Origin of the sequence: Lewinella sp. LCG006, assembly GCF_040784935.1 — a bacterium.
Classification (GTDB): domain Bacteria; phylum Bacteroidota; class Bacteroidia; order Chitinophagales; family Saprospiraceae; genus Lewinella.
In genome coordinates this window covers 7230771-7251750 of record NZ_CP160680.1, presented here as the reverse complement: position 1 = coordinate 7251750, position 20980 = coordinate 7230771, and the positions used below count along the sequence as shown (strand labels likewise).

Below are 20980 nucleotides of genomic sequence, written 5' to 3'. Positions count from 1 at the left end.
GAAATGAAAATCCTTGTTATATTTGCCGGGCAACATCTACTGCAAAGCGTACGTCGGCTGTAACAGGCCATTCTATATGCGCTACTCCATTCTTTCTATTTTTTAAAAAAAACAGTAACACCTATTAGTTATAGGGAGACTAAGCTATGGACAGCTGTGTGAAAAGTAGTCTTTTTTATCACTTACTAAATAACCTTATTATGACCCGTTTACGTTTTATTGTAATGACTGTTTTTTGTTGTGTACTGGGCTTCAGTAGCTTGCAAGGGCAAGACTATCAAAAAGCCATTGGTCTGCGTTTGGGCTATCCCGCCTCAATTTCTTACAAGACGTTTCTTGGTAGCTCTAATAATGCCATTGAAGCATTTGTGAACTATCGTTCTCAAAAAGTATTTTCTTACGGATGGACCCGCATTGGTGTAGGTGGTGCTTATCAGGTGCACAATCCGATCAGTGAGGTAGATGGTTTGCAGTGGTACTACGGAGGTGGTGCTTCTGTTTATTTCTGGTCGTATGATGACGAATTTTCAGGTTTTGCCGATGAGGCCAGCTTGTCACTTGGGATTCAAGGCTACCTCGGTTTGGATTACAAATTTGCCAGTGCTCCGGTAAACCTAAGCCTTGATTGGGTACCTACCTTCTACATCAGTGGCTATGGTGATGGTTTTGGTGCTGATAATGGTGCACTTGCTATTCGCTATACGTTTTAATAGCCTCGTACCAAATAAGCTCTAAGCATCCAGCATACCTTAACGATACTTTGGTTTTGTCTAAAGTATCGTTAAGGTTTTTTAGGGAAGATGTTATCTTTGTGGTTTGTTACTCTATTCCCCCTTAAATTAGACAATCATGATCCAACATCGTTATTTTTTACTTTTCTTCTTAGGCATCTTCCTTACCATCAGCAGCCTACAAGCTCAAGGCTACAACAAAGCCATTGGTCTGCGGCTAGGCTACCCGGCCTCTGTTTCCTACAAAGTCTTTTTGGGCGGCTCAAACAATGCTGTAGAAGGTTTTCTCTCTTTTCGTAACTATGGAAGCAGAAAGAATAATGGTAATTTTAGATACAGTAGTTTCGGAATAGGTATTGGTTATCAGGTACATAACCCTATCAAGGAAGTAAATGGCTTGCAGTGGTACTACGGTATTGGCGGTGGCGTCTCCTTTTTTAGCGATAACAATGGCTTCATCGATGATAGTGATCGCACCGGTATCGCGTTGCTTGGCTTCCTAGGCTTAGACTTTAAGTTTCCTGATGCACCGATTAACATCAGTCTCGATTGGGTACCTGCTTTTCGGATCACAGGTTACAACAATGGCTTTGGTGGCGACAATGGTGCACTGGCAGTACGCTATACGTTTTAATCGCAAGGACGCCAAAGCCTCTCAGACATCTTGTTAGAACAAATCAAATAAGTGCCCCATATCCTGTTGTTTGGTCTTTAGGTATCCTGCATTTTCGTCGTGGGGAGAAATGATGATCGGTTGCCGGGAAATAACCTCTATAATGGATTGGTCGAGGGCATCCACTTTTTCGGGGTTATTGGTCAATAAGTGGACTTGTTTTACACCCAAATCCTGCAACATGGAAATCCCAATATCATACTGCCGGGCATCCACTTCCAATCCCAAGTGCAGATTAGCGTCAATGGTATTCAGCCCCTGGTCTTGTAACTGATAGGCCTTTAATTTGTTGATAATCCCGATACCTCGGCCTTCCTGACGAAGGTAGAGCAAGATGCCTTTTTCTTCCGCAATATGTTCTAATGCATAGTGAAGCTGCTCTCCACAATCACAGCGTTTTGAACCGAACAAATCCCCCGTGATACACTCTGAATGTAGGCGAATCAAGGTAGGTTCTCCCTCTTTGTAATCTTCGTGGACGAGAGCGATGTGAGGCATCCACTCTTCTTCACTTTCTGCGTAGGCCAACATCCGAAAATTACCCCACGGAGTGGGGATGAGCGCTTCGGCTTGCCGCTTGAGGTGCTGTCCTGACATGCTTGGGTGCGTGATGGTTTCCGCTTTACATTCCATAAAAAAAACAAAGGTAAGGAAGTGAAGGCTCTAATTGAACAATATTAACACCTATTCCCGGTGATTGGTTGTGTATTCTTTACTTACAGCCTTCAACACAAATGCCCACTGAATCACTCAGCGGGCATTTGTGTTTTTTCGTAGTACTAATTTCTAGTAACCGTCACCACCACCAGGCTTTAGGCCAGTAGGGCGATCCATTTCTACATCGGTAGGGCCTGCTACCCGGAACTCTACCCGACGGTTCATATAGCTTGAATTAGAGGGTACAAGGGCGTCTTCGAAACCTTTGTACTGAATAACCAAACGTCCGCGGCCAATCCCGTGTTGGTTGACCAGGTGCTTGGCAACTGCATCTGCGCGTTGGTAGCTCAGGTTCGTATTGTAAGCTTCAGGGCCTGTTTTGTCGGTGTAGCCGGTAATAACCAGGCGCATGTCAGGGTTAGACTTGAGCATACGTGCCAAACTGGCCAGTGTACCGTAATCAGAGTATTTCACCGTAAAGTTGTCTGTGCCGAAGTGGATCATTGGCAAAAACCATTCTGCAACATTATTCTTAGGCTCTGTTAGGCCGTATTGGCTCAGGGCTTCATCGATCATTTCTTGCACCCGCTCTTCCGTAACGCCTCCACCCGGACCAGCAATAGGGTTGATGACCACACCATCTTCGTTGACGCGCTCACCTGCACGTGGTGGGTAGTAAGGCTCCAGGTCTTTGTAGTCCGCAACACCGTCTTTATCACTGTCAAGGGTACGGCCTTTAGTGTCTACAGGCACATTGGCAGGAGTATTAGGCTCTTGGTCAATGGCATCAATAACACCATCCTGATCCGTATCTGCCAAGGCGGTATCCTGACGCTTCTTGACTTCATCAATGCTGGACATAATGTCTTCGCCCAGGCTTCCCCAGTAGAGGGGCTCGCTGCGCGAAGCAGGATTGCCAAGGTTGAAGTTCATTTGCAGGCTGGTGAAATGCAAAAGATCTCCAGCTACCGAGGTAGCTCCGCCAACCGCTTCTTTGTTCAAGCCGTCCAGTAAGTCAGAGCGTTGTCCAAATAGGCCGGTGACCTGGTGTTCAAAACCGACATTGATTTTATTACTTAAACGGAAAGAGACACCTGCTCCGAGTGTAGCATGAGGAGCGATTTCTGAAGCGACCGAACCGGTTCTTGGGAAAACAATACCAGGGGTATTGTATTCCACTACTTCGAACATGTTCAAACCGCCGCCTACCATGGCGTAAAGATTCACTTTTTTCTTTGGTCGATCCAAGCGGACGTTATTTAAGCTAAATACGCCTAAAACTGTAGCCGCAGAGTAGTTGGTCTCAAAATCCCACAAATCACTACCGTCTTTACCCATCCCTTTGGCATTACCCATCATGAGGTCAAGGCGAAGAGAGAAGAGGTAGTCAGTAGCTTTGCGGAGGTGGATGCCATAAGCATAACCAAATTCAGGGTCGATTTCGCCAGCAACGAACAGGTAACCGCCTTGTACACCTAATTCGTACATATCTTTTGGCTTCGAATTAGAGCCAGTTGACTGTGCTTTTAGGCTTACACTTCCACAAAGGAGAAGTGCCATAGTGGTAAGGATTGCTGTAATTTTCATCATCATAGGAGTTATTTTCAAATTCATGTTCAAGGGTTCTTGTTTTTGGGAAATAAATAGAAAAGGCCTGACCCATAAGGTCAAACCTTGTTTACGCTTGATAATGGTAAGTGTTTCACCAAACTTTATACAGTTTTTGGGTAGTTTTCTTTAGCCCCAAAAATAGGCTTTTAACTCAGCAAAGATATTGTTAATTTTCCTGCTCTACCAAAAATTGGGCCAGAAAAGCCATCTTTCTGACCCAAAATCAGTAATTTATGAAGCCACGGAAGCTTTTTGGTCTGCCAATAACTGTTCCAAGGCGATATTTAGTGCCGTCATTGAGATCCCCTTCGGTTGAGGAGCAGCTTCTTGCACAGTGCGTAAAGCACGTCGAATCGTTGCTGATACATCTTTAAAGATGGCTTGATCCGTCACTTCAATATCCGGCTGCATGAGATAGGCAAATACCCGAGCCATCCCACAATTCGCAATAAAGTCAGGAATTAAGGCAATTTCCTGGTCAAGGCGAGTAGCTGTTGGTCCAAAGAAAATGCCATCATCAATAAAGGGTACATTGGCACCACAGGCAATAACCTCAATGCCACCAGCCTGCATCATCGCTACTTGTTCGGGCGTGACGAGTTTGGATGCGGCGCCAGGGATGAAGATATCTGCGCCCAGGGACCAGATTTTATCGTTCACTTCATCAAAGGAAAGCATATTATCTACCTCCAGTGCGTTGCCTGATTTATTGATAAAGAGCTCCTTGATTTCTTCAACACCTAAACCTTCAGGGGCAATTAGCCCTCCTTCGCGATCGATGATACCTATGATTTTTACACCTTGTAGCGTAAGGTAAGAGGCTGCAGTAGCCGCTACATTGCCCCAGCCTTGTATAATGGCCGTTTTCCCAGCAGCTGTACCTTGGTGGAAAAGGTCGTAAAAATGACGCACCGATTCGGCAACACCGTACCCCGTGATTAAATCAGCTACGGCAAACTTCTTAGGGCCATCGGGGGTGTATTCAGCATCTTCTACCAATTTGGCACAACCATAACGTAACTGGCCGATGATATTGATCTTGTCTCCTTTATTGGTATTCAAATGGCCATTGACAATACCTTCCTGCGGATGCCATAAACCCAAGTCTTCCGTGATTGGAATAACGTCTTTGAGTTCGTCAACATTCAAGTCTCCACCAGTACCGTAGTAGCTTTTCAGGATGGGAAAAACGGCTTTGTACCAACGCTGTAATACTTCGTGGCGACGCGGGTCTTTGGGGTCGAAATTAATGCCTGATTTTGCTCCACCAATGCTAGGGCCCGCTACAGAAAACTTGATTTCCATTACTTTGGCCAGCGATACTACTTCTTCTTTGGTGAGCCCTTGGCGCATTCGTGTGCCTCCTCCAGCGGCGCCGTTTCTTAAACTATTGATGACAATCCAACCTTCAGCTCCGGTGGGCTCGTCGTACCATTCGAAAACAATTTCAGGGCGCTTCTGCTGATACAGCCGCAATAAATTATTCATGTTTTGGTTCTGTTTGGTAATACTTGCTAAGGCAAGTAATTTTTGGCGTAGCAAATATAGGAAATTGGAAGAATAATGAGTTAAAAGCGAACAAAGCGGTGTCAATTTCCTATTTTCGGCGCATAGATTATTTGAGCATCAATTACTTTGTCGGTATGTTTGATCACTGGTTGGAACCTACGGCTTTTACTTCTGCAACAGCTTTTGCACCACACAGCTGGGGTCAGCATATTACCTTCTATAAAGGTGGTAAGGGAAGCCTCAGTCCTAAGCAATGCGTTTTAATCGGCCTGGATGCTACTGCGGCGGATGCTGTAAGAGAAGCGCTTTATCCGATGAGTTGGGCCTTTACAGATCTGAAATTTACCGATTTAGGCAACTTACGTAAGACCAATGAGGATTTTGTCATCCCGCTATTACGGGAAGTGATGGATAGTCAGTTATTCCCTATCCTGATCGGGGGAAACCCTCATCTTTTTTATGCACAGTTCCAATCCTTTTTAAACCTACGGGATTTGGTTAGCATTGCCCTCATTGACGAGCAGGTTCCCATTAGTACGGATGGGAAGAAATCTTCGGCGAAATACTTGAATCACTTATTTCGTCACCGGCAAGAAAGTGTATTTCACCTTAGCCTCATTGGACCTCAGGCACATTTTACCGATCCGGCAATCATAGATTGGTTGGAAGAACAACATTATGAGTACCTGCGTTTGGGCCAAGCCCGAGAAAACCTTGCGGAGGTAGAACCTCAGCTGAGAGATGCCGACATTATTGCACTTCATCTTGATGCGCTCAAGCAGTCGGAAGCACCCGGGCAATTGAATCCCAGCCCTAGTGGGTTCTTTCTCGAAGAGGCTGCTCAGTTATGTCGTTATGCAGGGATGAGCGATAAACTTCGTTCCTTTGGCATTTATGGAATTGATAGTAATTCGAAAAGAAAATTACCAGCAACAGCGCAGGCGGTAGCCCAATTGGTGTGGTATTTCACCGAAGGTTACCATCAGCGATTGGGTGATTATCCGGTCACCAATAAGGGCCTCACCGAATATGTAGTTGATTGGAAAGGACAAGAAGAAAAACTTACTTTTTGGAAGAGCCCACGTAGTGGCCGCTGGTGGCTACAAGTACCCACTAAGACCAGTCGGAAGCAGCAGCGCCACCGCCTGATCCCTTGTAGTTATTCAGACTATAAGAAAGCTACACAGCAAGAATTACCAGATCGGCTGTGGAATGCTTTCCGGCGATTTTAGTGCTGGAGTAGGAGGGGACGTCAATCAATAAGTGCTGATTGAAAATATTTACTGTACCAATAATTGTTCCAATTTCATCCCCCTAGAGCCTTTAATGAGCATTTCTGTCCCTGCGAATGTCGCCCAATCCAGGGCAGCATTCACTTCTTGTACATTGTTGAAATGAGGTACCCCCAATGATTTAGCTGCTTCAGAGAAATGAGGACCCACCAGTATAATATTCGCAAAGGAAAGAGCGCTTGCCAGTCGTGCAATTTCCAGATGCTCAACTGCTGAAGTTTGACCTAATTCCAACATATCACCCAAAATGACCGTTTGTGCTCCTTTGGATTCCGCAGCGAAATTTTGCAAGGCAGCTCGCATGCTCGATGGGTTGGCATTGTAAGCGTCTAGATAAATACCTACTCCACGGTGTTCCAGTCTTTGTGAACGATTATTACTAGGCGTGTATTCCGAGATTCCTTCTGCAATCAAGTGGGAAGAAACTTTGAAGTATTTGCCCACAGCGATTGCAGTCATAATATTTTGTAGATTATGCTGCCCAGAAAGGCTGCTTTCTACGGTTCTGATATTGCCATCGGGTTTCAGAAACGCTACCTTGATGGTAGGGTTGAGTTGATCTAGGCGTACCTCATAATAGGGAGTCGTTGGATCAGGCGTACTGCTCAGGCAATAGTCAATTTTCCGTTTGACCCCACGTTGCGTCGCCAATTCTTCTAAATGATTTTCTTCTAAATTGATGAAAGCAACTCCTTGATGAGCTGCTAAATAAGCATACAGTTCTGATTTTCCTTTTTTGACCCCCTCAATACCTCCAAATCCTTCCAGGTGAGCCTTGCCAATATTGGTGATCAGCCCGTGGGTTGGTTCGGCAATATCACAAAGTTCAGCGATCTCTCCTTGGTGGTTAGCTCCCATTTCAATGACTGCAATTTCAGTCGTTAAAGGCATCGCTAACAGGGTGAGTGGAACACCAATGTGGTTGTTAAAATTACCTTGTGTGAAATGTGTTTGGTGCGCTTTGCATAATACGGCAGCCACAAGTTCTTTGGTCGTCGTCTTGCCATTGCTGCCCGTAATGGCCAAAATGGGAATGTTCAACTGCTGGCGGTATGCACGGGCCAAGTCCTGTAATGCTATCAAGGTATCTTCTACCAAGAGATAACGGGTGTCTTTTACCACCTCTGCATTGTCAACAACAACATAGGCCGCTCCGTTGGCTAAGGCTTGATCCGCAAAACGATTGCCATCGAAATGCTCTCCTCTTAAAGCGAAGAACAAATCACCTTTTAACAACTTACGAGTATCCGTACAAACCCGCTTACATTCTAAAAAAAGCTGTAATAAGCTATCGATTGTTGTGAAAGCCATAAATATTTACAGAAGTAGACTGGATATTTTTAACATCTCAGTTCTGTTAAGAAAGTAGGCCCAAATATAACAGAAAAGCCATTCTACAAAGAGCAGAATGGCTTTTCTGAAAGTAAATTTTCAGTACCGCTGAAAATTTCTAGCGACGACGGCTGCTACGTTTCGTCTTGAAGAAGTGTCCACTTTCTTCTTCGTTATTGGTAGGTGCACCCATCCGGATCATCGCACAGCGGAATCCAATGGCGCGGTCCCCTTTGTTCTCATCTTTGAAACGACGTGTACCAGGAGACAACCAGTAAGCACGGTCAGCCCAAGAGCCACCTTTGTATACCCGAGCTTCATCACTGATCAAAGTGTGACGACCGTAATCGTAATAAGCTTCAGACTGCTGGTCACCATCAAGGAAGTTATAAGCCATACCTACTTTGTAGTTCTCGCGATCAGCAGCTTCTTCATCCTCAACGTAGCGGTAACGAAGACGACCAAGGCTGTCTTTTTCAATAGGACGGCCATCCTCATCCAATTCCATGTGCTGGAATTTGTTACCACGGTAAGGGTTCATATCGTGGTTGTCAGCATCTACCAGGTCAGTAGTGGTCAAAGGACGATAGAGGTCAAGTACCCATTCGTTTACGTTACCAGCCATATTGTACAGACCAAAGTCATTAGGCAGGTAAGCACGCACTGGTGCAGTAGGACATGCATTATCGTTCAAGCGACCGGCAACACCCATGTAGTCACCTCGGCCACGCTTAAAGTTGGCCTGAATGTAACCTTGGTATTTGTCACGTTTCTGATAACGTACAGAAGATCCATTCCAAGGATAAATGCGACGATCGGTATACAATTCGTCTTTTTCATTTTCCTGAAGACCGATCAAAGCCAGAGCAGCATATTCCCACTCCGCTTCCGTAGGGAGGCGGTATTCAGGTAATACGATACCGTCTTCGAAACGAACAGGTCTTTCACCTCCTGTCTGTAGATCTTTGAGGTTTTTACGTACATCTCCCTGGTACTGACCTACAAGGTAAGCTTGAGTGTTGAAGTTATCTTCATCCTTTTGTTCCATGTTAGGGTTAAGAATGCCGCGCTCAATGAGGATAGCCTCATTCACACGATCAGAACGCCACTTACAGAACTCATTTGCCTGTGACCAGCTTACACCGACGACTGGGTAGTCGTCGTAAGAAGGGTGACGGAAATAAGTTTCCACCAGTGGTTCGTTGAAAGATAATTCATCACGCCATACCAGTGTATCAGGTAAGCCATTGAGATAAACTTCCGGATAACTTTCTCCAAAGACTCTCTTGGTCCAGTAGAGGTATTCACGGTAGTTGTGGTTGGAGATTTCAGTTTCATCCATATAGAATGACGAAACAGTAACCCGACGAGGAGTATTATCCCAGTCAAACGTTACGTCTGCTTCGGTGAAACCCATTACAAAAGTACCACCGGGGATTAATACCAGATTTGGTCCCGTAGGTTGCCCTTCATAATCAAGATTCTTTTCGAAGCCACCCCATTTGGTGTCATTGAAATTCCAGCCGGTGATGTCCGAGGATTCTTTTTTTCCACACGAACTCAACACCAGCGCGAGGCCCATAGCGATGGAGCCCAATTTTAACAGATTTTTCATTCCCTTTACCGAGTTAATTTTGCGAATCGACCAACAAATATAGGAGAAAAACGGTAGCGAGCTAACGTCCTCCGCAATCCTTGGACACAAAAATGCGAACTTTAACATTTATTATGGTCAACTGGCTTCGTTTAATTAAACATTTTGAAGCAGTTGTTCCAGCGAGAGGAGTGCCTTTTGCGCTCCAATACTTTACTATCTTCCAAGTTGATAATCAGGGCTATCTCGTGAGTGTTTCCTGTACCACTAGGCACATCAGCCAAGCTGGAAACCGTCATATCATAGCTGTAAGCAATCCGAAAAACACCCTGGCGAACACCAACGGAAAAAACAGCAGCATCAGCGAGCGTGAAATTGTGACGAAACCACGCACCACCAAAAATACTGCCAGTGCCTAGATAGGTTCCGAGCATGATTTGCCCTACATCCCCCTGCTTTACAAACATGGCATTCGGTGAAATAAACGTCGTTCCTCCACGCTTATTGCGCCGACCTAGATCAAATTCTGCCCCTCCGTGTAATGTTATTCGTAGTGGCCTTCCTGCAAAGAGATTTTCATTGATGGCAAGGAAGGTTTCGTTGGGGCGATTGAGGTGTTTTAGTGTAAGCCCACCGTATACATTGCGGTTGTAAAACAGGATACCCGCTGAGGCATCGAACAAAGTAGTCGTAAGTGAAGCAGGTTGGTTTTCTTCCGTTAAAAAAGGAATACCATTGCTTGAAAAACCATCCGTTTCATCAATTTGATCCCCAAATTGTAGACGATCCCAAGCAACACGTGCTTGATAAAAGCCTGCTTCTAAACCAATCCGTACGTTGGTTTCACGGCCCAGCTGTATGCGGTAGGAATAAATTCCCGACACCTGATGCGTTTTATAAAGACCATCACCCGCGGCATCTGTCATGACTTGAATGCCAAAACCACTGTTGAGCGATTCAATTTCTTGCTCAAAAGAAGCTGCATAAGTAATATACGCATTGGGCCAGTTGGGGTATTGGTTGCGATGATTAAAAGTAAAACGGGGGGCTATTGTCGTTCCGGCAAAAGCCGGGTTGAGCTGAAGAGGAGCAGCATAAAATTGGCTAAAAACAGGGTCTTGGGCTTGCAGGGAAGCCGTCAATACCAACAACAAACCCACTAGTACGTGTAACTTTCTCCTCATAGCTGCGCGATTATTAGGCGATTCTTAATTTTTCAGAAGACCAAACTAACAAACCCTATTCGCATCCCAAAATTTTTAACACAATTGGTCTGCCAGCAGTGACAAATAATAATTGCTATGCAGTTAAACGACATTTTAGGGGCTAATTGCCGTTAACGAAAAATAGGTATTGGCTGTTTACGTTCCAAATAAGTTAAATTTGTGCAGTACCAAGTCAAGTTATGAAAAAACTACTCCTTATATCATTTTGTTGTGCGCTTTTTGGGGTGCAACTTTTCGCGCAGACCGTCATACGTCAGGAATTCCGCTGGGAAGATGCGCCCACCACTTATCGTATTGGTGAGCAAAGCTACGAGCAATGGTCTTTTACCGACGCTAAATTTGGCGATGCTGCTCCCTCTCATCCTTATTGGATTTATCGGTTCCCCGTCAGTGGGCCTGGACAAATCAACCTATCGGTAAGCAGTCTCAGCTTTGAACCAATGGATAAGCGTTATGCACCCGAGGATGAGGCACTGGGGGCTGAGCTCCAATTTCGCACCAATATTGTTCGGGAACCAGAGGGATACTTTGCCAAAGTCTCCGTCGTACCGATTATCAAGGATGGCAATACCTACCAGAGAGCAACAGCTTTTGTGCTTAATGCCAACTTCGAACCGAGTGGTACGCTACGTGGCGGGCCGCCCTTCAATTCTGTTTTAAGTGATGGTGAGGTATACAAAATCGCAATACCCGAGACGGGGATGTATAAGTTGAGCTACGGTTTTCTCAAAGATCAGTTAGGTATCAGTAACCTGGATGATATCGATCCACGTACGATAAAGGTCTATGGCAATGGCGGCGGATTGCTACCTTATGATGTTAATGAGGATCGTGCTGAGGACTTAGTAGAGAATGCTGTACGTATCGTTGGGGAAGAAGACGGTAGCTTCAATAGTGGCGATTATATTTTGCTGTACGCTGAAGGACCTAATAAATGGCGCTATAATGCTGCTCAGGATCGTTTCGACTTGCAAATGAATATTTATGATGTTCGTAATTATTACTTCATCAAAATAGGAGGCAATGGCAATGGCCAGCGCGTCCAGGAACAAACGAGTTTATCTGCTACCGAAGGCAACGCCACCACCTATGATGGGCTCTTCCATTTTGAGGAAGATCGGGTGAATCCTCTGCACGAAATTGAAGCTACCGGTACGGGCACTGGCCAACATTGGTACGGCGATTTCTTCAAATTTGCCAGAGAAAAGAATTACGATAACTTGTTTGTCTTAAAAGGGCTGCAAACCAACGAGCCCGTTACCATCAGGGCCTCCATGGCCTTGCGTGCACGTCCGAGTTCTCGCTTCTTTCTGGATATTGCTGGACAAACCTTGTCAAGCCAAACGGTGCCAGGCGTACCCATTGGGGACCAAAACGAAATTTACAACGACCTGGCCCCAAACAGTTCTCTCAATGGTACCATAAGCCTTACGGACGAAAGTCTTGACGTACTCTTACGGTATCCCCATCCTGGTGGTGCGGATCAAAGCTCTGCCTGGCTCGATTATATTCAGGCCCGAGCTCGATTGAGCTTACGGATGGAAGGCGACCAAACCTTCTTCAGAGATACGCGCAGTATGAGTCGTAATACGACGACTTTTGTACTTGATAATGCAGGCAGTGACATTACCATTTGGGATATTTCTGATCCACTACAACCTCAGCAACAGCAGACCATTAGCAGCGGAAATAGCTTGAGTTTTGGTGTGCCAACAGCTGATCGCTTGCGAGAGTTTATTGCTTTTAGAAGCAGTGCCGACTTTGCTGTTGCAGAGGCTATTGGTAAAATAGAAGCGCAGAATTTGCACGCATTGGAAGCGCAGGAAATGTTGATTATTTACCACCCTGATTTTGAGGAGAAAGCCCTCGAATTGGCAGAACATCGTCGTAGCCACAGTGGTCTTCAGGTGGCAGCATTTACAACCGATCAAGTCTACAATGAATTTTCTAGCGGTCGGGTAAGTCCGACGGCGATTCGAGATTTTGCCAAATTGATCTTTGAGCGCGATGGTAGCTTGCGTTATTTGCTGCTGATTGGTGATGGTTCTTTCGATTGTCGTGATTTGTATGGCTTTGGTGGCAACTTTGTTCCCGTCTATCAAAGAGACGAAAACCACGAACTTAAAGGCTTTCCGGCCGACGATTTTTTTGTCATATTTGACAATGAACCCGGTGCCGACCCACTGGCCAATGATATGAGCATTGCCGTAGGGCGATTGCCCGTAAAGACACCAGCAGAAGCCGCTACCGTTGTCAATAAGATCATCCAATACGATACCAATGCAGATTATTATCAAGACTGGCGCACAAGAATGACTTTCCTAGGAGATGATGAAGATAATGCTGCCCACTCTGATGATTCTGATGAAGCTTCGGAACTCGTAAGGGAGTTGAAGCCCCAGTTTAATATCAATAAACTCTTGTTTGACCTCTTCCCTCAGGAATCTACTCCTGCCGGAGACCGCTACCCGACAGTGGAGGAGCAGCTGGAACGAGCAATTACCAGAGGAACCGTCATTACGACTTACCTAGGGCATGGAGGCCCACGAGGCTGGGCCCAGGAGCGCGTGCTGGATATACCGATGATTCAAAATTGGGAAAACCTCGACCGCCTTAGTATTTTCCTCACCGCAACCTGCACCTTTGGTGATTATGACAATGGTGCCTTCGTTTCGGCAGGGGAGGAGCTGATCCTCAGCCCGCGAGGGGGAGCGATTGCGTTACTCACGACGACTCGCCCGGTATTTGCTAATCGGAATGCAGCTTTGACCAACCGTTCGCTGACGCAAATGCTGCAACAGAATGAACAAGGAGACTGGACTCGCCTCGGTGATGTGATCCGGGTAGCTAAAAATGCACTGAGTGCCCCAGGGAGCTTTGAGAATGAACGTAAATTTACCCTGATGGGCGATCCGGCAATGCGTCCGGCTTTGCCGCGCTTTCGAGTTGCTACCACTTCCATAAATGGTATTGAGGTAGACACCTCTAGTCAGGATACCCTCAGTGCCCTGGAAACTGTCACCATTACGGGGCGGATAGAAGATCTCAATGGTAGCCTGTTGAGTAACTTTAATGGAACGGTCTTTCCTACTATTTACGATAAACGCGTAGGAGCACAAACCCTTCGTAACGACCCCGAGGGAAGTCCGGAGAGAACCTACATGGTTCAGCGAAATGTCCTTTTCCGGGGGCGGGCTACGGTCACCAATGGTCAGTTTAGCTTTTCTTTCGTTGTTCCTAAAGATATCAATTACGAATACGGGCAGGGCAAGATCAGCTACTACGCTGCCGACCCCAGCCAGCGAATTGATGCCGGAGGGAGTGAAGAACGCTTCATTATTGGCGGTTCCAACCCCGATGGTGTAGTTGATGATCTACCGCCGATTGTGGAAGTCTTTATGAATTCTGAAGACTTTGTGGCCGGCAGCCAAGTGACGGCCAACCCAACCTTAGTGGTGAAACTATCGGATGATTTTGGGATCAACGTTACGGGCAATAGTATTGGGCATGATTTGGAGGGTTTCCTCAACGAAAATACCCAAAACAGTTATCTGCTCAACGATTTCTACGAAGCAGCAGACGATGATTACACCAAGGGAGAAGTACGTTTTCCATTGAAAGACCTGGCACCTGGCACTTATACCATGCGCGTACGTGCCTGGGATGTAGCGAATAACTTGGGCGAAGGCATCACAGAGTTCATTGTTGCCGATGATGGTAAAATTGCCCTGCAAAACGTGCTCAATTATCCCAATCCATTCACCGATCGTACCTGTTTTCAGTTTGATACCAATATCGCTGGGGAGGATTTGGAGGTGTTGATCCAGGTATATACCGTTTCGGGCCGTCTGGTGAAAACCATTGAAGAAAATATCCCCGCCAATGATGGCGCACTCCGCCTAGATGATTGTATCGAATGGGATGGTAAAGACGATTACGGTGACCAGCTGGCTCGTGGCGTATACCTGTATCAGGTGCGTGTACGCACCCAGGGAGGGCAAGAACTCAATGGCCAAAGTGATTTCGAAAAACTGGTGATCTTGAAATAAGCTGGCTTTTGGTAAGCCGAAGCACCTGCCTGGCCAGTCGGACAGGGGATTTGTGGTAGAGGGTATTAATTTTCATTAACAACAAAATAAAGCCTGCCTGTTTAGGGTTTTCTTGGTGTGAAAATTACACAGCAAGAATTTTTGGCAAGGCTTTTGCAAACTACTTTATAAGCTGACCCTCAAATTTGTCACAGAAGGAGCTATATTTGCTCCGATTTATTAGAAAATGAATTCAAACTCATGAAGAACGTACTACGTTTTGCAGCTCTCGTACTGGTATTGACTGCGTTTAATAGTGACCTAAGTGCTCAGGGCAATTGTTTCCTGGACTCAGATGGTAAATATTACAATTTGGATGGAACACCTTGTACCAATACCGTAGCGACTGCTGTTCCTTTCTTACGCATCGTAGCGGATGCTCGCTCCGGAGCTATGGGAGACGTTGGCATTGGCCTTTCTGCTGATCCTAATGCTATGCACTTCAATGCCTCGAAGTTGGTATTAGCGGAGGAAGATCTGGCTGTTTCAGCGACTTACACGCCTTGGTTGCGGTCATTAGGACTGAACGATGTTTACCTCGCCTATTTGACTGGCTACAAGAAATTGGATGACTTGCAGGCACTTGGTTTTGGCTTGCGTTACTTCTCCCTGGGTAGTATTCAATTTACGGATGTAAATGGTGAACCTCTCGTAACGGGCCGCCCCAACGAATTTGAGGTTGCGCTGGCCTATTCGCGTAAGTTGTCGGATAACTTCACCGCAGGTTTGACGGGTAAGTTTATCTACTCTAACCTTGCTGCCGGCCAACAATTGGATGGTGGAGACGTTATCGAAGCTGGCATTGCTGGTGCGGCTGATGTTTCCTTTACTTACCAGAAGGATTTATCTTCCAGCTCACTAGAAGATAGCGAACTGACTATAGGCTTGGCACTGACGAACATTGGTTCCAAGATCACCTATACCCGTAATATTGATCGCGACTTCTTACCTGCCAACTTTGGCATGGGAGCTGCCTGGGTGATGGCTTTTGATGATTTCAATACCTTGACGATCGCCGCAGATGTCAATAAATTGATGGTGCCAACACCTTGCCAAGGGCCAGATTGTGCTACGGATACACGTAACCAGCAATCACCAGTAAGTGCTATGTTTAGCAGTTTTAGTGATGCTCCTGAAGGCTTCAGTGAAGAAATCAAAGAATTTGTCTATAGTGTAGGTCTGGAATACTGGTACGATCAGCAATTTGCAGTTCGTGCAGGTTATTTCAACGAGCACATCCAAAAAGGAGGTCGTAAGTACCTTACTTTAGGAATGGGCTTGAAATACAATATTTTCGGTTTGAACTTCAGTTACCTGGTTCCTACGACCAATCAGCGTAACCCATTGGACAACACCTTGCGGTTCAGCTTGTTGTTTGACTTTGGTGCTTTTGAACCTGGTAGCTAATGTGAGATTTGCCCTTTTAGTGTTCTTAAAAGGGAGTGAAATTCAAGGCAAATCTCACGGTATTAGGTACTTGGTATAGGGTATAGGGATTTTGATAAGCCTAAATGGATACTATCCCAATGTATCATTTACTTTAACCTAGGAGAGTGAAGCATCTAAGAAAGGAAGCTTCTTATTAAACAAAAAGGATTTTTGCCGCTAGGCAAAAATCCTTTTTGTAATTTAAAAAACCGGTGTACGATCATAAGCCGGATTCTGTGCAGTGCACGTGGCACTGCCCCGTCATTTATCTACCCGGATCATCACTGATCCGATCTATCTGCCTACCCCCCAGTCAGCAAGCGAGCAACTTGTAGCCTTCTCCGAAGATCAGACAGACTGGTGTACATGGCATTTCAATCCGCAAGGTTTATCACCCTCCGATATTACTACCGAACGGCGTGCGCTCTTACTTTAAGGGCCAAGGCCCCGCACGTTTTCACCCTTACCGACTCCGAAGAGCTGGCGGTATATTTTCTGCGACACTATCTGTAGACCAAGAATTCCTCCCTGACCTCCCACCTCTTAAGTGGTGCGGTGCTCTGTATTGTCCGGACTTTCCTCTTTTCGCACGAAGCGAACAGCGACGGGGTCACGTACAACCGGAATGCAAAGGTAAGGTTTAAAAGACAATCGTGGGATTAAACTTCTCAAAAGTAGCCATGGAAAGGAGTTCGTGCTGCGCTGCGTGGCGAGCAGCATCCTCATAAGAATGAACCAGTAGGGTAGGGGTGCCAGGAATAGAAGAAAGGACTTCCTGAACGCGGGCAGCTCGCTGCTGGCTGCGCACGTCCCGGATATAGATGGCCTTGATCCGGCCAGGATATTCCAGTGCTACCGAACGGTAGATATCGGTATCCTTTTCTCCACTGTCACCGATCAGCACAAAAGGAAGCTGCGGGTAGAGTTCCAGGATACGGATAATTTGTTCGTGTTTATGCCCCCGATAGTTGGCGGGCCTTTTTTCGTAGGGTAAGCCGAAATCGCGCAGCATGATCGGGCCACGAGGCAGCTTGTTAAGATCCAAAAATTCTTCCAGTAAATCGTAGAGATTCCACGGACTATTAGAGACGTAAAAGAAAGGATTATACTCTTCTCCTTGCGCTCCCCGCCGTAATGCCTGATAAAATGCAGCTACGCGTGAGAAAGCCTGACGGGAAAAAGCATTTTTCAAGATGGTTAGATAAATCATCCGCCATTTTAGCCAGCTGGTAACGTAAGTTTTTAGTATCGTATCATCAATATCACTGATGATTCCAAAAGAAGCGGCAGAGCCAGGAATGAGTACTTCGGCGTTTTGTTTCTGATTGATTTGTATTCCTGGGATCCGCAAAAGCTCGACGGTTGCTTTTTGCCAAAAAGGAGGATGAGCGGGAGGAGGAGGTAAAGGCTGCTGTAGGTAAGTGTCGAGGGTATAGTAACCTTCACTATCTGTTTGCAAAGAAAAAGATTGACCACCAAAGTGAATGCAAATATCAGCTCCTCCGATTTCGCGAGAATTAAACCTCTTAACGGTATTGCTGAAGTTTCTCCAGGTAGTATCCGTTTTTCCTTTACGGATAAATTTATCTCGCAACACCCGACCGCTTAGAAAAAGATAATTGCGACTACCAAATCCCCGGTAGGAGTGTACCATCACTGGATGACCAGTCCCCAATCCTAGGATTGATCTTAACTTTCCGAAAGTACGGCTAAGTTTTTTTGACCAGCGATGTAAGCGGGAAGCAGCCATACGAGACAGAAATAGCAGGCCCTGCTACGCTTCAAAAATGGAGTCAACAAAAGCCCGTTTATTGAAAATTTGTAGGTGGTGAATACCTTCACCTACCCCGATGTATTTAATAGGTACCTTAAACTGGTCGGAAATGCCAATCGCTACACCGCCTTTAGCGGTCCCATCGAGTTTAGTGAGTGCCAAAGCCGAGACCTCCGTGGCTTTGGTGAAATGGGTAGCTTGCTCAATAGCGTTTTGGCCAGTAGTCGCATCAAGTACTAAGAGTACTTCGTGAGGAGCTCCGTCCAATCTTTTACTGATACTATTTCGGATTTTACTTAGCTCTTTCATCAGGTTAAACTTGGTGTGTAACCTTCCAGCAGTATCAATGATTGCTACATCACATTTGTTTTCGATGGCGTAATTGACGGTTTCAAAGGCTACAGCAGCCGGATCGGTATTCATCCCTTTACTGTAAAAATCGCAACCTACTCGTTCTGACCATATTTTTAACTGATCTACTGCTGCTGCGCGGAAGGTATCACCCGCGCCCATGACTACTTTCAGTCCTTGTGCATGGTACTGGTGAGCCAGTTTACCGATAGTAGTTGTTTTTCCAACACCGTTTACGCCTACAACCATGATAATAGTTGGGCGGTGCTCACTGGGTAGTGTATATCCTTCCAGGTCGGTGGTGTTGTTTTCTGCCAGCAGCTGAACGATTTCATCGCGGAGAATCTCGTTGAGTTCACTCGTGTTGAGGTATTTATCTCGCGCAACGCGTTCTTCAATGCGTCCGATGATCTTTACCGTTGTTTCCAGACCAACATCAGAAGTGATAAGGATATTCTCCAGTTCATCAAGTACTTCTTCGTCAACAGTCGTCTTCCCGGCTATAGCCTTACCCAATTTGCCCAGGAAATTGGTTTTGGTTTTTTCTAAACCTTTATCGAGATCTTCTTTTTTTTCTTTATTGAAGAACTTGGAAAAAAAACTCATATTGAAAATTTATTTTTGGCGGCATACATTGGCCAAGATACTAAACAGTAGCAAACTAGGGTAGGTTGCAGCTCAAGTTTGGTAAAGATAATTACCTCACCGCTACGGAACAGTATAAATACAAAAAAGGCTTTTCCAGGACAACGCCAAGAAAAGCCTTTTTAAGCTGATAACATCAAAGAAGAGCGAACTATTTCTTTGCTAGAAATTCGTCAACTTTATCTTTGTGCACCATTACTTGCTTGTAAGAGTACTTACCCGTTTTCGGGTTTTTGATGCTCTGTACAACCTTCACGAAATCACGACCAGAACCTGCGTTAGCAGCACGCTGGGCAACCCGTGCGTTTTTCGATACTTTAGCCATTGTTGCTTATTTTTCGAAATTAATAATTGACACAATATTACGGAAATTCAAACGCAAGGTCAAGTACCTTTATTATTTGATTTCGCGATGTACAGTCATACGCTTAAGTACTGGGTTGTATTTTTTCAACTCCAGACGGTCAGGGGTATTCTTGCGGTTTTTCTGCGTTACGTAACGAGAAGTACCTGGCATACCACTGGTCTTATGTTCGGTGCATTCCAGAATAATCTGAATGCGATTACCTTTACTTTTCTTTGCCATGATGGGATAGCTTAATAAATGAGCAAATTACAGTCTAATGCCAGTATCAACGCCCTTACGCTCTAACTTCTTCAAGTAAGCGAGCAGACCTAATTTGTTGATATTGCGCATCGCAGAAGTAGATACCGTTAAGGTAACCCAGCGGTCGAGTTCCTGAATATAGAAACGCTTCTTCTGAATATTAGGAACAAAGCGACGCTTTGTTTTGCGGTTCGAGTGGGATACGTTGTTCCCTGTAATCGGGCGCTTTCCAGTCAGTTGACAAACCTTAGACATACGTCATCCGTATTTTTTCCAATTAGGGAATGAATCCCATCGGAATGTAAAAAAAAATATTCCCGAGCAAAAGCCCGGGAATAAATGGGAAGTGACTTCGGAAGGATTCGAACCTTCAACCTCCTGATCCGTAGTCAGGGACTCTATCCAATTGAGCTACGAAGCCATTAATTTTCGCTTCATCTCCCGAAGCGGATGCAAATATAAGGACATTTGTAAATAGAAAAAATATTTAGTGAAAAAAGTTCCAACAAAAATGACTTTTTCTGCTTTACTCCCTGATTATAGGCCTTTACCTTTGCAGGGACTCCCAATTTCAGCGCGAAATTAGTCATTGGTTCGCAATTCGCAACTAAAATAGTACCATAATTAACTAAAATAGTATGCGTTTTTTTCAGCCCCCCATTTTATCTTTACAACTACCTTAGTTATTTGACGGATCAAAAACGGGGGACAGTTATTTCCGTCTTTTTACTTATTGACAAGGTGTCTACTTCCTCCAACCTCTCCCTAAGTTGCTACAGAGCATCTGTTTTTTGGTAAAAGCAACCAAACCATCAACTAACAACCATCAACTAACAAAAACCATCCAATCATCCAACCAATAACCACCATCATCTTCGACCTCGGCGGCGTACTCATCGACTGGAATCCGCGTTACCTATATCGGAAGCTGCTTCCTAGCGAACCTGAAATTGATTATTTCCTCAATAATATTGCTACCTCCGATTGGAATGAAGCCCAGGACGCGGGCCGCTCCTTGGCCGACGGTACAGCAATACTGGTCAGCCAACACCCTGAACACGAGCAACTGATTCGAGCCTTTTACGGGCGCTGGCCAGAAATGCTAGGAGGCCCCATCATCGGGACAGTAGATCTTTTAGCGCAACTGAAAAAAGAAAATGCCTACGACTTGTTTGCGCTCACCAATTGGTCGGCAGAAACCTGGCCAGTAGCACTCCGGGAGTATGATTTTCTCTCGTGGTTTCAAGGGATATTAGTGTCGGGGGTGGAAAAAATGCGAAAACCAACGCCCGCCTTTTATCAATTACTGGAAGAACGTTTTCCTTTGCAACTCGCTACCTCCTTATTTATTGATGATAATTTGCGTAATGTAGAGGCCGCCCGAAGATTGGGACTACGTAGTATACATTTTCATTCACCAGAACAACTAAAAGAGGAGTTGCTCAAATTTGGAATCCTTTAA

17 protein-coding genes, 1 tRNA gene and 1 other RNA gene are annotated in these 20980 nt (G+C 45.4%); 6 read left to right on the top strand and 13 right to left on the bottom strand.

Features of this window, described 5'->3' with window-relative positions; genetic code table 11:
* The first annotated feature begins 200 nt into the window (after positions 1 to 200).
* Together AB0L18_RS26630 and AB0L18_RS26625 are read left to right on the top strand one after the other, a co-directional pair.
* Entirely contained in the window at positions 201 to 710 is a 510-nt protein-coding gene (locus AB0L18_RS26630; protein ID WP_367390363.1) for a hypothetical protein, read from the top strand.
* 139 nt (positions 711 to 849) lie between these two features.
* Positions 850 to 1365: a hypothetical protein gene (locus tag AB0L18_RS26625; RefSeq protein WP_367390362.1), complete on the top strand. Its 516-nt coding sequence runs from the start codon at positions 850 to 852 to the stop codon at positions 1363 to 1365.
* Between the two features lie 33 nt (positions 1366 to 1398).
* Here the strand turns inward: AB0L18_RS26625 and ribA are convergent, their stop codons facing one another.
* From ribA to AB0L18_RS26610, 3 genes are all read right to left on the bottom strand, one after another.
* Positions 1399 to 2001 carry a GTP cyclohydrolase II gene (gene ribA, locus AB0L18_RS26620; protein ID WP_367390361.1) on the bottom strand — a complete coding sequence of 201 codons (603 nt, stop codon included), beginning with the start codon at positions 1999 to 2001 and terminating at the stop codon, positions 1399 to 1401.
* Between the two features lie 189 nt (positions 2002 to 2190).
* Entirely contained in the window at positions 2191 to 3654 is a 1464-nt protein-coding gene (locus tag AB0L18_RS26615; RefSeq protein ID WP_367390360.1) for an OmpA family protein, read from the bottom strand.
* A gap of 249 nt (positions 3655 to 3903) precedes the next feature.
* On the bottom strand, positions 3904 to 5160 hold the full coding sequence (locus AB0L18_RS26610; protein WP_367390359.1) for a Glu/Leu/Phe/Val dehydrogenase dimerization domain-containing protein: 1257 nt from the start codon (positions 5158 to 5160) through the stop codon (positions 3904 to 3906).
* Between the two features lie 98 nt (positions 5161 to 5258).
* Between AB0L18_RS26610 and AB0L18_RS26605 the strand changes: the two genes are divergently transcribed.
* Entirely contained in the window at positions 5259 to 6413 is a 1155-nt protein-coding gene (locus AB0L18_RS26605) for an arginase family protein (RefSeq protein WP_367390358.1), read from the top strand.
* Between the two features lie 48 nt (positions 6414 to 6461).
* On the opposite strand, the gene murF is transcribed toward AB0L18_RS26605, so the two are convergent.
* The 3 genes from murF to AB0L18_RS26590 all read right to left on the bottom strand — a co-directional run bounded on the left by murF (position 6462) and on the right by AB0L18_RS26590 (position 10583).
* Positions 6462 to 7784, bottom strand: coding sequence for a UDP-N-acetylmuramoyl-tripeptide--D-alanyl-D-alanine ligase (gene murF, locus AB0L18_RS26600; RefSeq protein WP_367390357.1), 1323 nt, complete (start codon positions 7782 to 7784; stop codon positions 6462 to 6464).
* Positions 7785 to 7923: 139 nt separating this feature from the next.
* The gene (locus tag AB0L18_RS26595; RefSeq protein ID WP_367390356.1) at positions 7924 to 9420 is read right to left on the bottom strand and encodes an SUMF1/EgtB/PvdO family nonheme iron enzyme; all 1497 of its coding nucleotides are present in this window, start codon (positions 9418 to 9420) and stop codon (positions 7924 to 7926) included.
* Between the two features lie 131 nt (positions 9421 to 9551).
* Entirely contained in the window at positions 9552 to 10583 is a 1032-nt protein-coding gene (locus AB0L18_RS26590; protein WP_367390355.1) for a PorP/SprF family type IX secretion system membrane protein, read from the bottom strand.
* A 221-nt stretch (positions 10584 to 10804) separates the two neighbouring features.
* Here AB0L18_RS26590 and porU point away from each other — a divergent pair, with 221 nt between their 5' ends.
* On the top strand, positions 10805 to 14674 hold the full coding sequence (gene porU, locus AB0L18_RS26585; RefSeq protein ID WP_367390354.1) for a type IX secretion system sortase PorU: 3870 nt from the start codon (positions 10805 to 10807) through the stop codon (positions 14672 to 14674).
* 240 nt (positions 14675 to 14914) lie between these two features.
* Entirely contained in the window at positions 14915 to 16120 is a 1206-nt protein-coding gene (porV, locus tag AB0L18_RS26580) for a type IX secretion system outer membrane channel protein PorV (RefSeq protein ID WP_367390353.1), read from the top strand.
* 228 nt (positions 16121 to 16348) lie between these two features.
* On the opposite strand, the gene rnpB is transcribed toward porV, so the two are convergent.
* The 7 genes from rnpB to AB0L18_RS26545 form a co-directional block, all read right to left on the bottom strand.
* An RNA gene (gene rnpB / locus AB0L18_RS26575) (RNase P RNA component class A) lies at positions 16349 to 16762 on the bottom strand.
* A 19-nt stretch (positions 16763 to 16781) separates the two neighbouring features.
* Complete coding sequence (locus AB0L18_RS26570; RefSeq protein ID WP_367390352.1) at positions 16782 to 17891, bottom strand: App1 family protein; 1110 nt, start codon at positions 17889 to 17891, stop codon at positions 16782 to 16784.
* A 24-nt stretch (positions 17892 to 17915) separates the two neighbouring features.
* Complete coding sequence (gene ftsY / locus AB0L18_RS26565) at positions 17916 to 18872, bottom strand: signal recognition particle-docking protein FtsY (protein WP_367390351.1); 957 nt, start codon at positions 18870 to 18872, stop codon at positions 17916 to 17918.
* A 190-nt stretch (positions 18873 to 19062) separates the two neighbouring features.
* A complete protein-coding gene (locus AB0L18_RS26560) occupies positions 19063 to 19236 on the bottom strand; it encodes a DUF4295 family protein (protein ID WP_367390350.1) in 174 nt (57 codons plus the stop codon).
* 72 nt (positions 19237 to 19308) lie between these two features.
* On the bottom strand, positions 19309 to 19497 hold the full coding sequence (gene rpmG / locus AB0L18_RS26555) for a 50S ribosomal protein L33 (protein WP_367390349.1): 189 nt from the start codon (positions 19495 to 19497) through the stop codon (positions 19309 to 19311).
* A gap of 27 nt (positions 19498 to 19524) precedes the next feature.
* On the bottom strand, positions 19525 to 19773 hold the full coding sequence (gene rpmB, locus AB0L18_RS26550; RefSeq protein ID WP_367390348.1) for a 50S ribosomal protein L28: 249 nt from the start codon (positions 19771 to 19773) through the stop codon (positions 19525 to 19527).
* A 92-nt stretch (positions 19774 to 19865) separates the two neighbouring features.
* A tRNA-Arg gene (locus AB0L18_RS26545) sits at positions 19866 to 19939 on the bottom strand.
* A gap of 426 nt (positions 19940 to 20365) precedes the next feature.
* Here AB0L18_RS26545 and AB0L18_RS26540 point away from each other — a divergent pair.
* Positions 20366 to 20980, top strand: a complete 615-nt coding sequence (locus AB0L18_RS26540) for an HAD family hydrolase (protein ID WP_367393194.1) — start codon at positions 20366 to 20368, stop codon at positions 20978 to 20980.

Excerpts from the sequence above, each read along its gene's own strand:
- porU (WP_367390354.1), top strand. The coding sequence starts at position 10,805 with ATGAAAAAACTACTCCTTATATCATTTTGTTGTGCGCTTTTTGGGGTG.
- ftsY (WP_367390351.1), bottom strand. The coding sequence starts at position 18,872 with ATGAGTTTTTTTTCCAAGTTCTTCAATAAAGAAAAAAAAGAAGATCTC.
- AB0L18_RS26615 (WP_367390360.1), bottom strand. The coding sequence starts at position 3,654 with ATGATGATGAAAATTACAGCAATCCTTACCACTATGGCACTTCTCCTT.
- rpmB (WP_367390348.1), bottom strand. The coding sequence starts at position 19,773 with ATGTCTAAGGTTTGTCAACTGACTGGAAAGCGCCCGATTACAGGGAAC.
- AB0L18_RS26625 (WP_367390362.1), top strand. The coding sequence starts at position 850 with ATGATCCAACATCGTTATTTTTTACTTTTCTTCTTAGGCATCTTCCTT.
- murF (WP_367390357.1), bottom strand. The coding sequence starts at position 7,784 with ATGGCTTTCACAACAATCGATAGCTTATTACAGCTTTTTTTAGAATGT.
- rpmG (WP_367390349.1), bottom strand. The coding sequence starts at position 19,497 with ATGGCAAAGAAAAGTAAAGGTAATCGCATTCAGATTATTCTGGAATGC.
- porV (WP_367390353.1), top strand. The coding sequence starts at position 14,915 with ATGAAGAACGTACTACGTTTTGCAGCTCTCGTACTGGTATTGACTGCG.
- AB0L18_RS26570 (WP_367390352.1), bottom strand. The coding sequence starts at position 17,891 with ATGGCTGCTTCCCGCTTACATCGCTGGTCAAAAAAACTTAGCCGTACT.
- AB0L18_RS26610 (WP_367390359.1), bottom strand. The coding sequence starts at position 5,160 with ATGAATAATTTATTGCGGCTGTATCAGCAGAAGCGCCCTGAAATTGTT.
- AB0L18_RS26590 (WP_367390355.1), bottom strand. The coding sequence starts at position 10,583 with ATGAGGAGAAAGTTACACGTACTAGTGGGTTTGTTGTTGGTATTGACG.
- AB0L18_RS26595 (WP_367390356.1), bottom strand. The coding sequence starts at position 9,420 with ATGAAAAATCTGTTAAAATTGGGCTCCATCGCTATGGGCCTCGCGCTG.
- AB0L18_RS26560 (WP_367390350.1), bottom strand. The coding sequence starts at position 19,236 with ATGGCTAAAGTATCGAAAAACGCACGGGTTGCCCAGCGTGCTGCTAAC.
- AB0L18_RS26630 (WP_367390363.1), top strand. The coding sequence starts at position 201 with ATGACCCGTTTACGTTTTATTGTAATGACTGTTTTTTGTTGTGTACTG.
- ribA (WP_367390361.1), bottom strand. The coding sequence starts at position 2,001 with ATGTCAGGACAGCACCTCAAGCGGCAAGCCGAAGCGCTCATCCCCACT.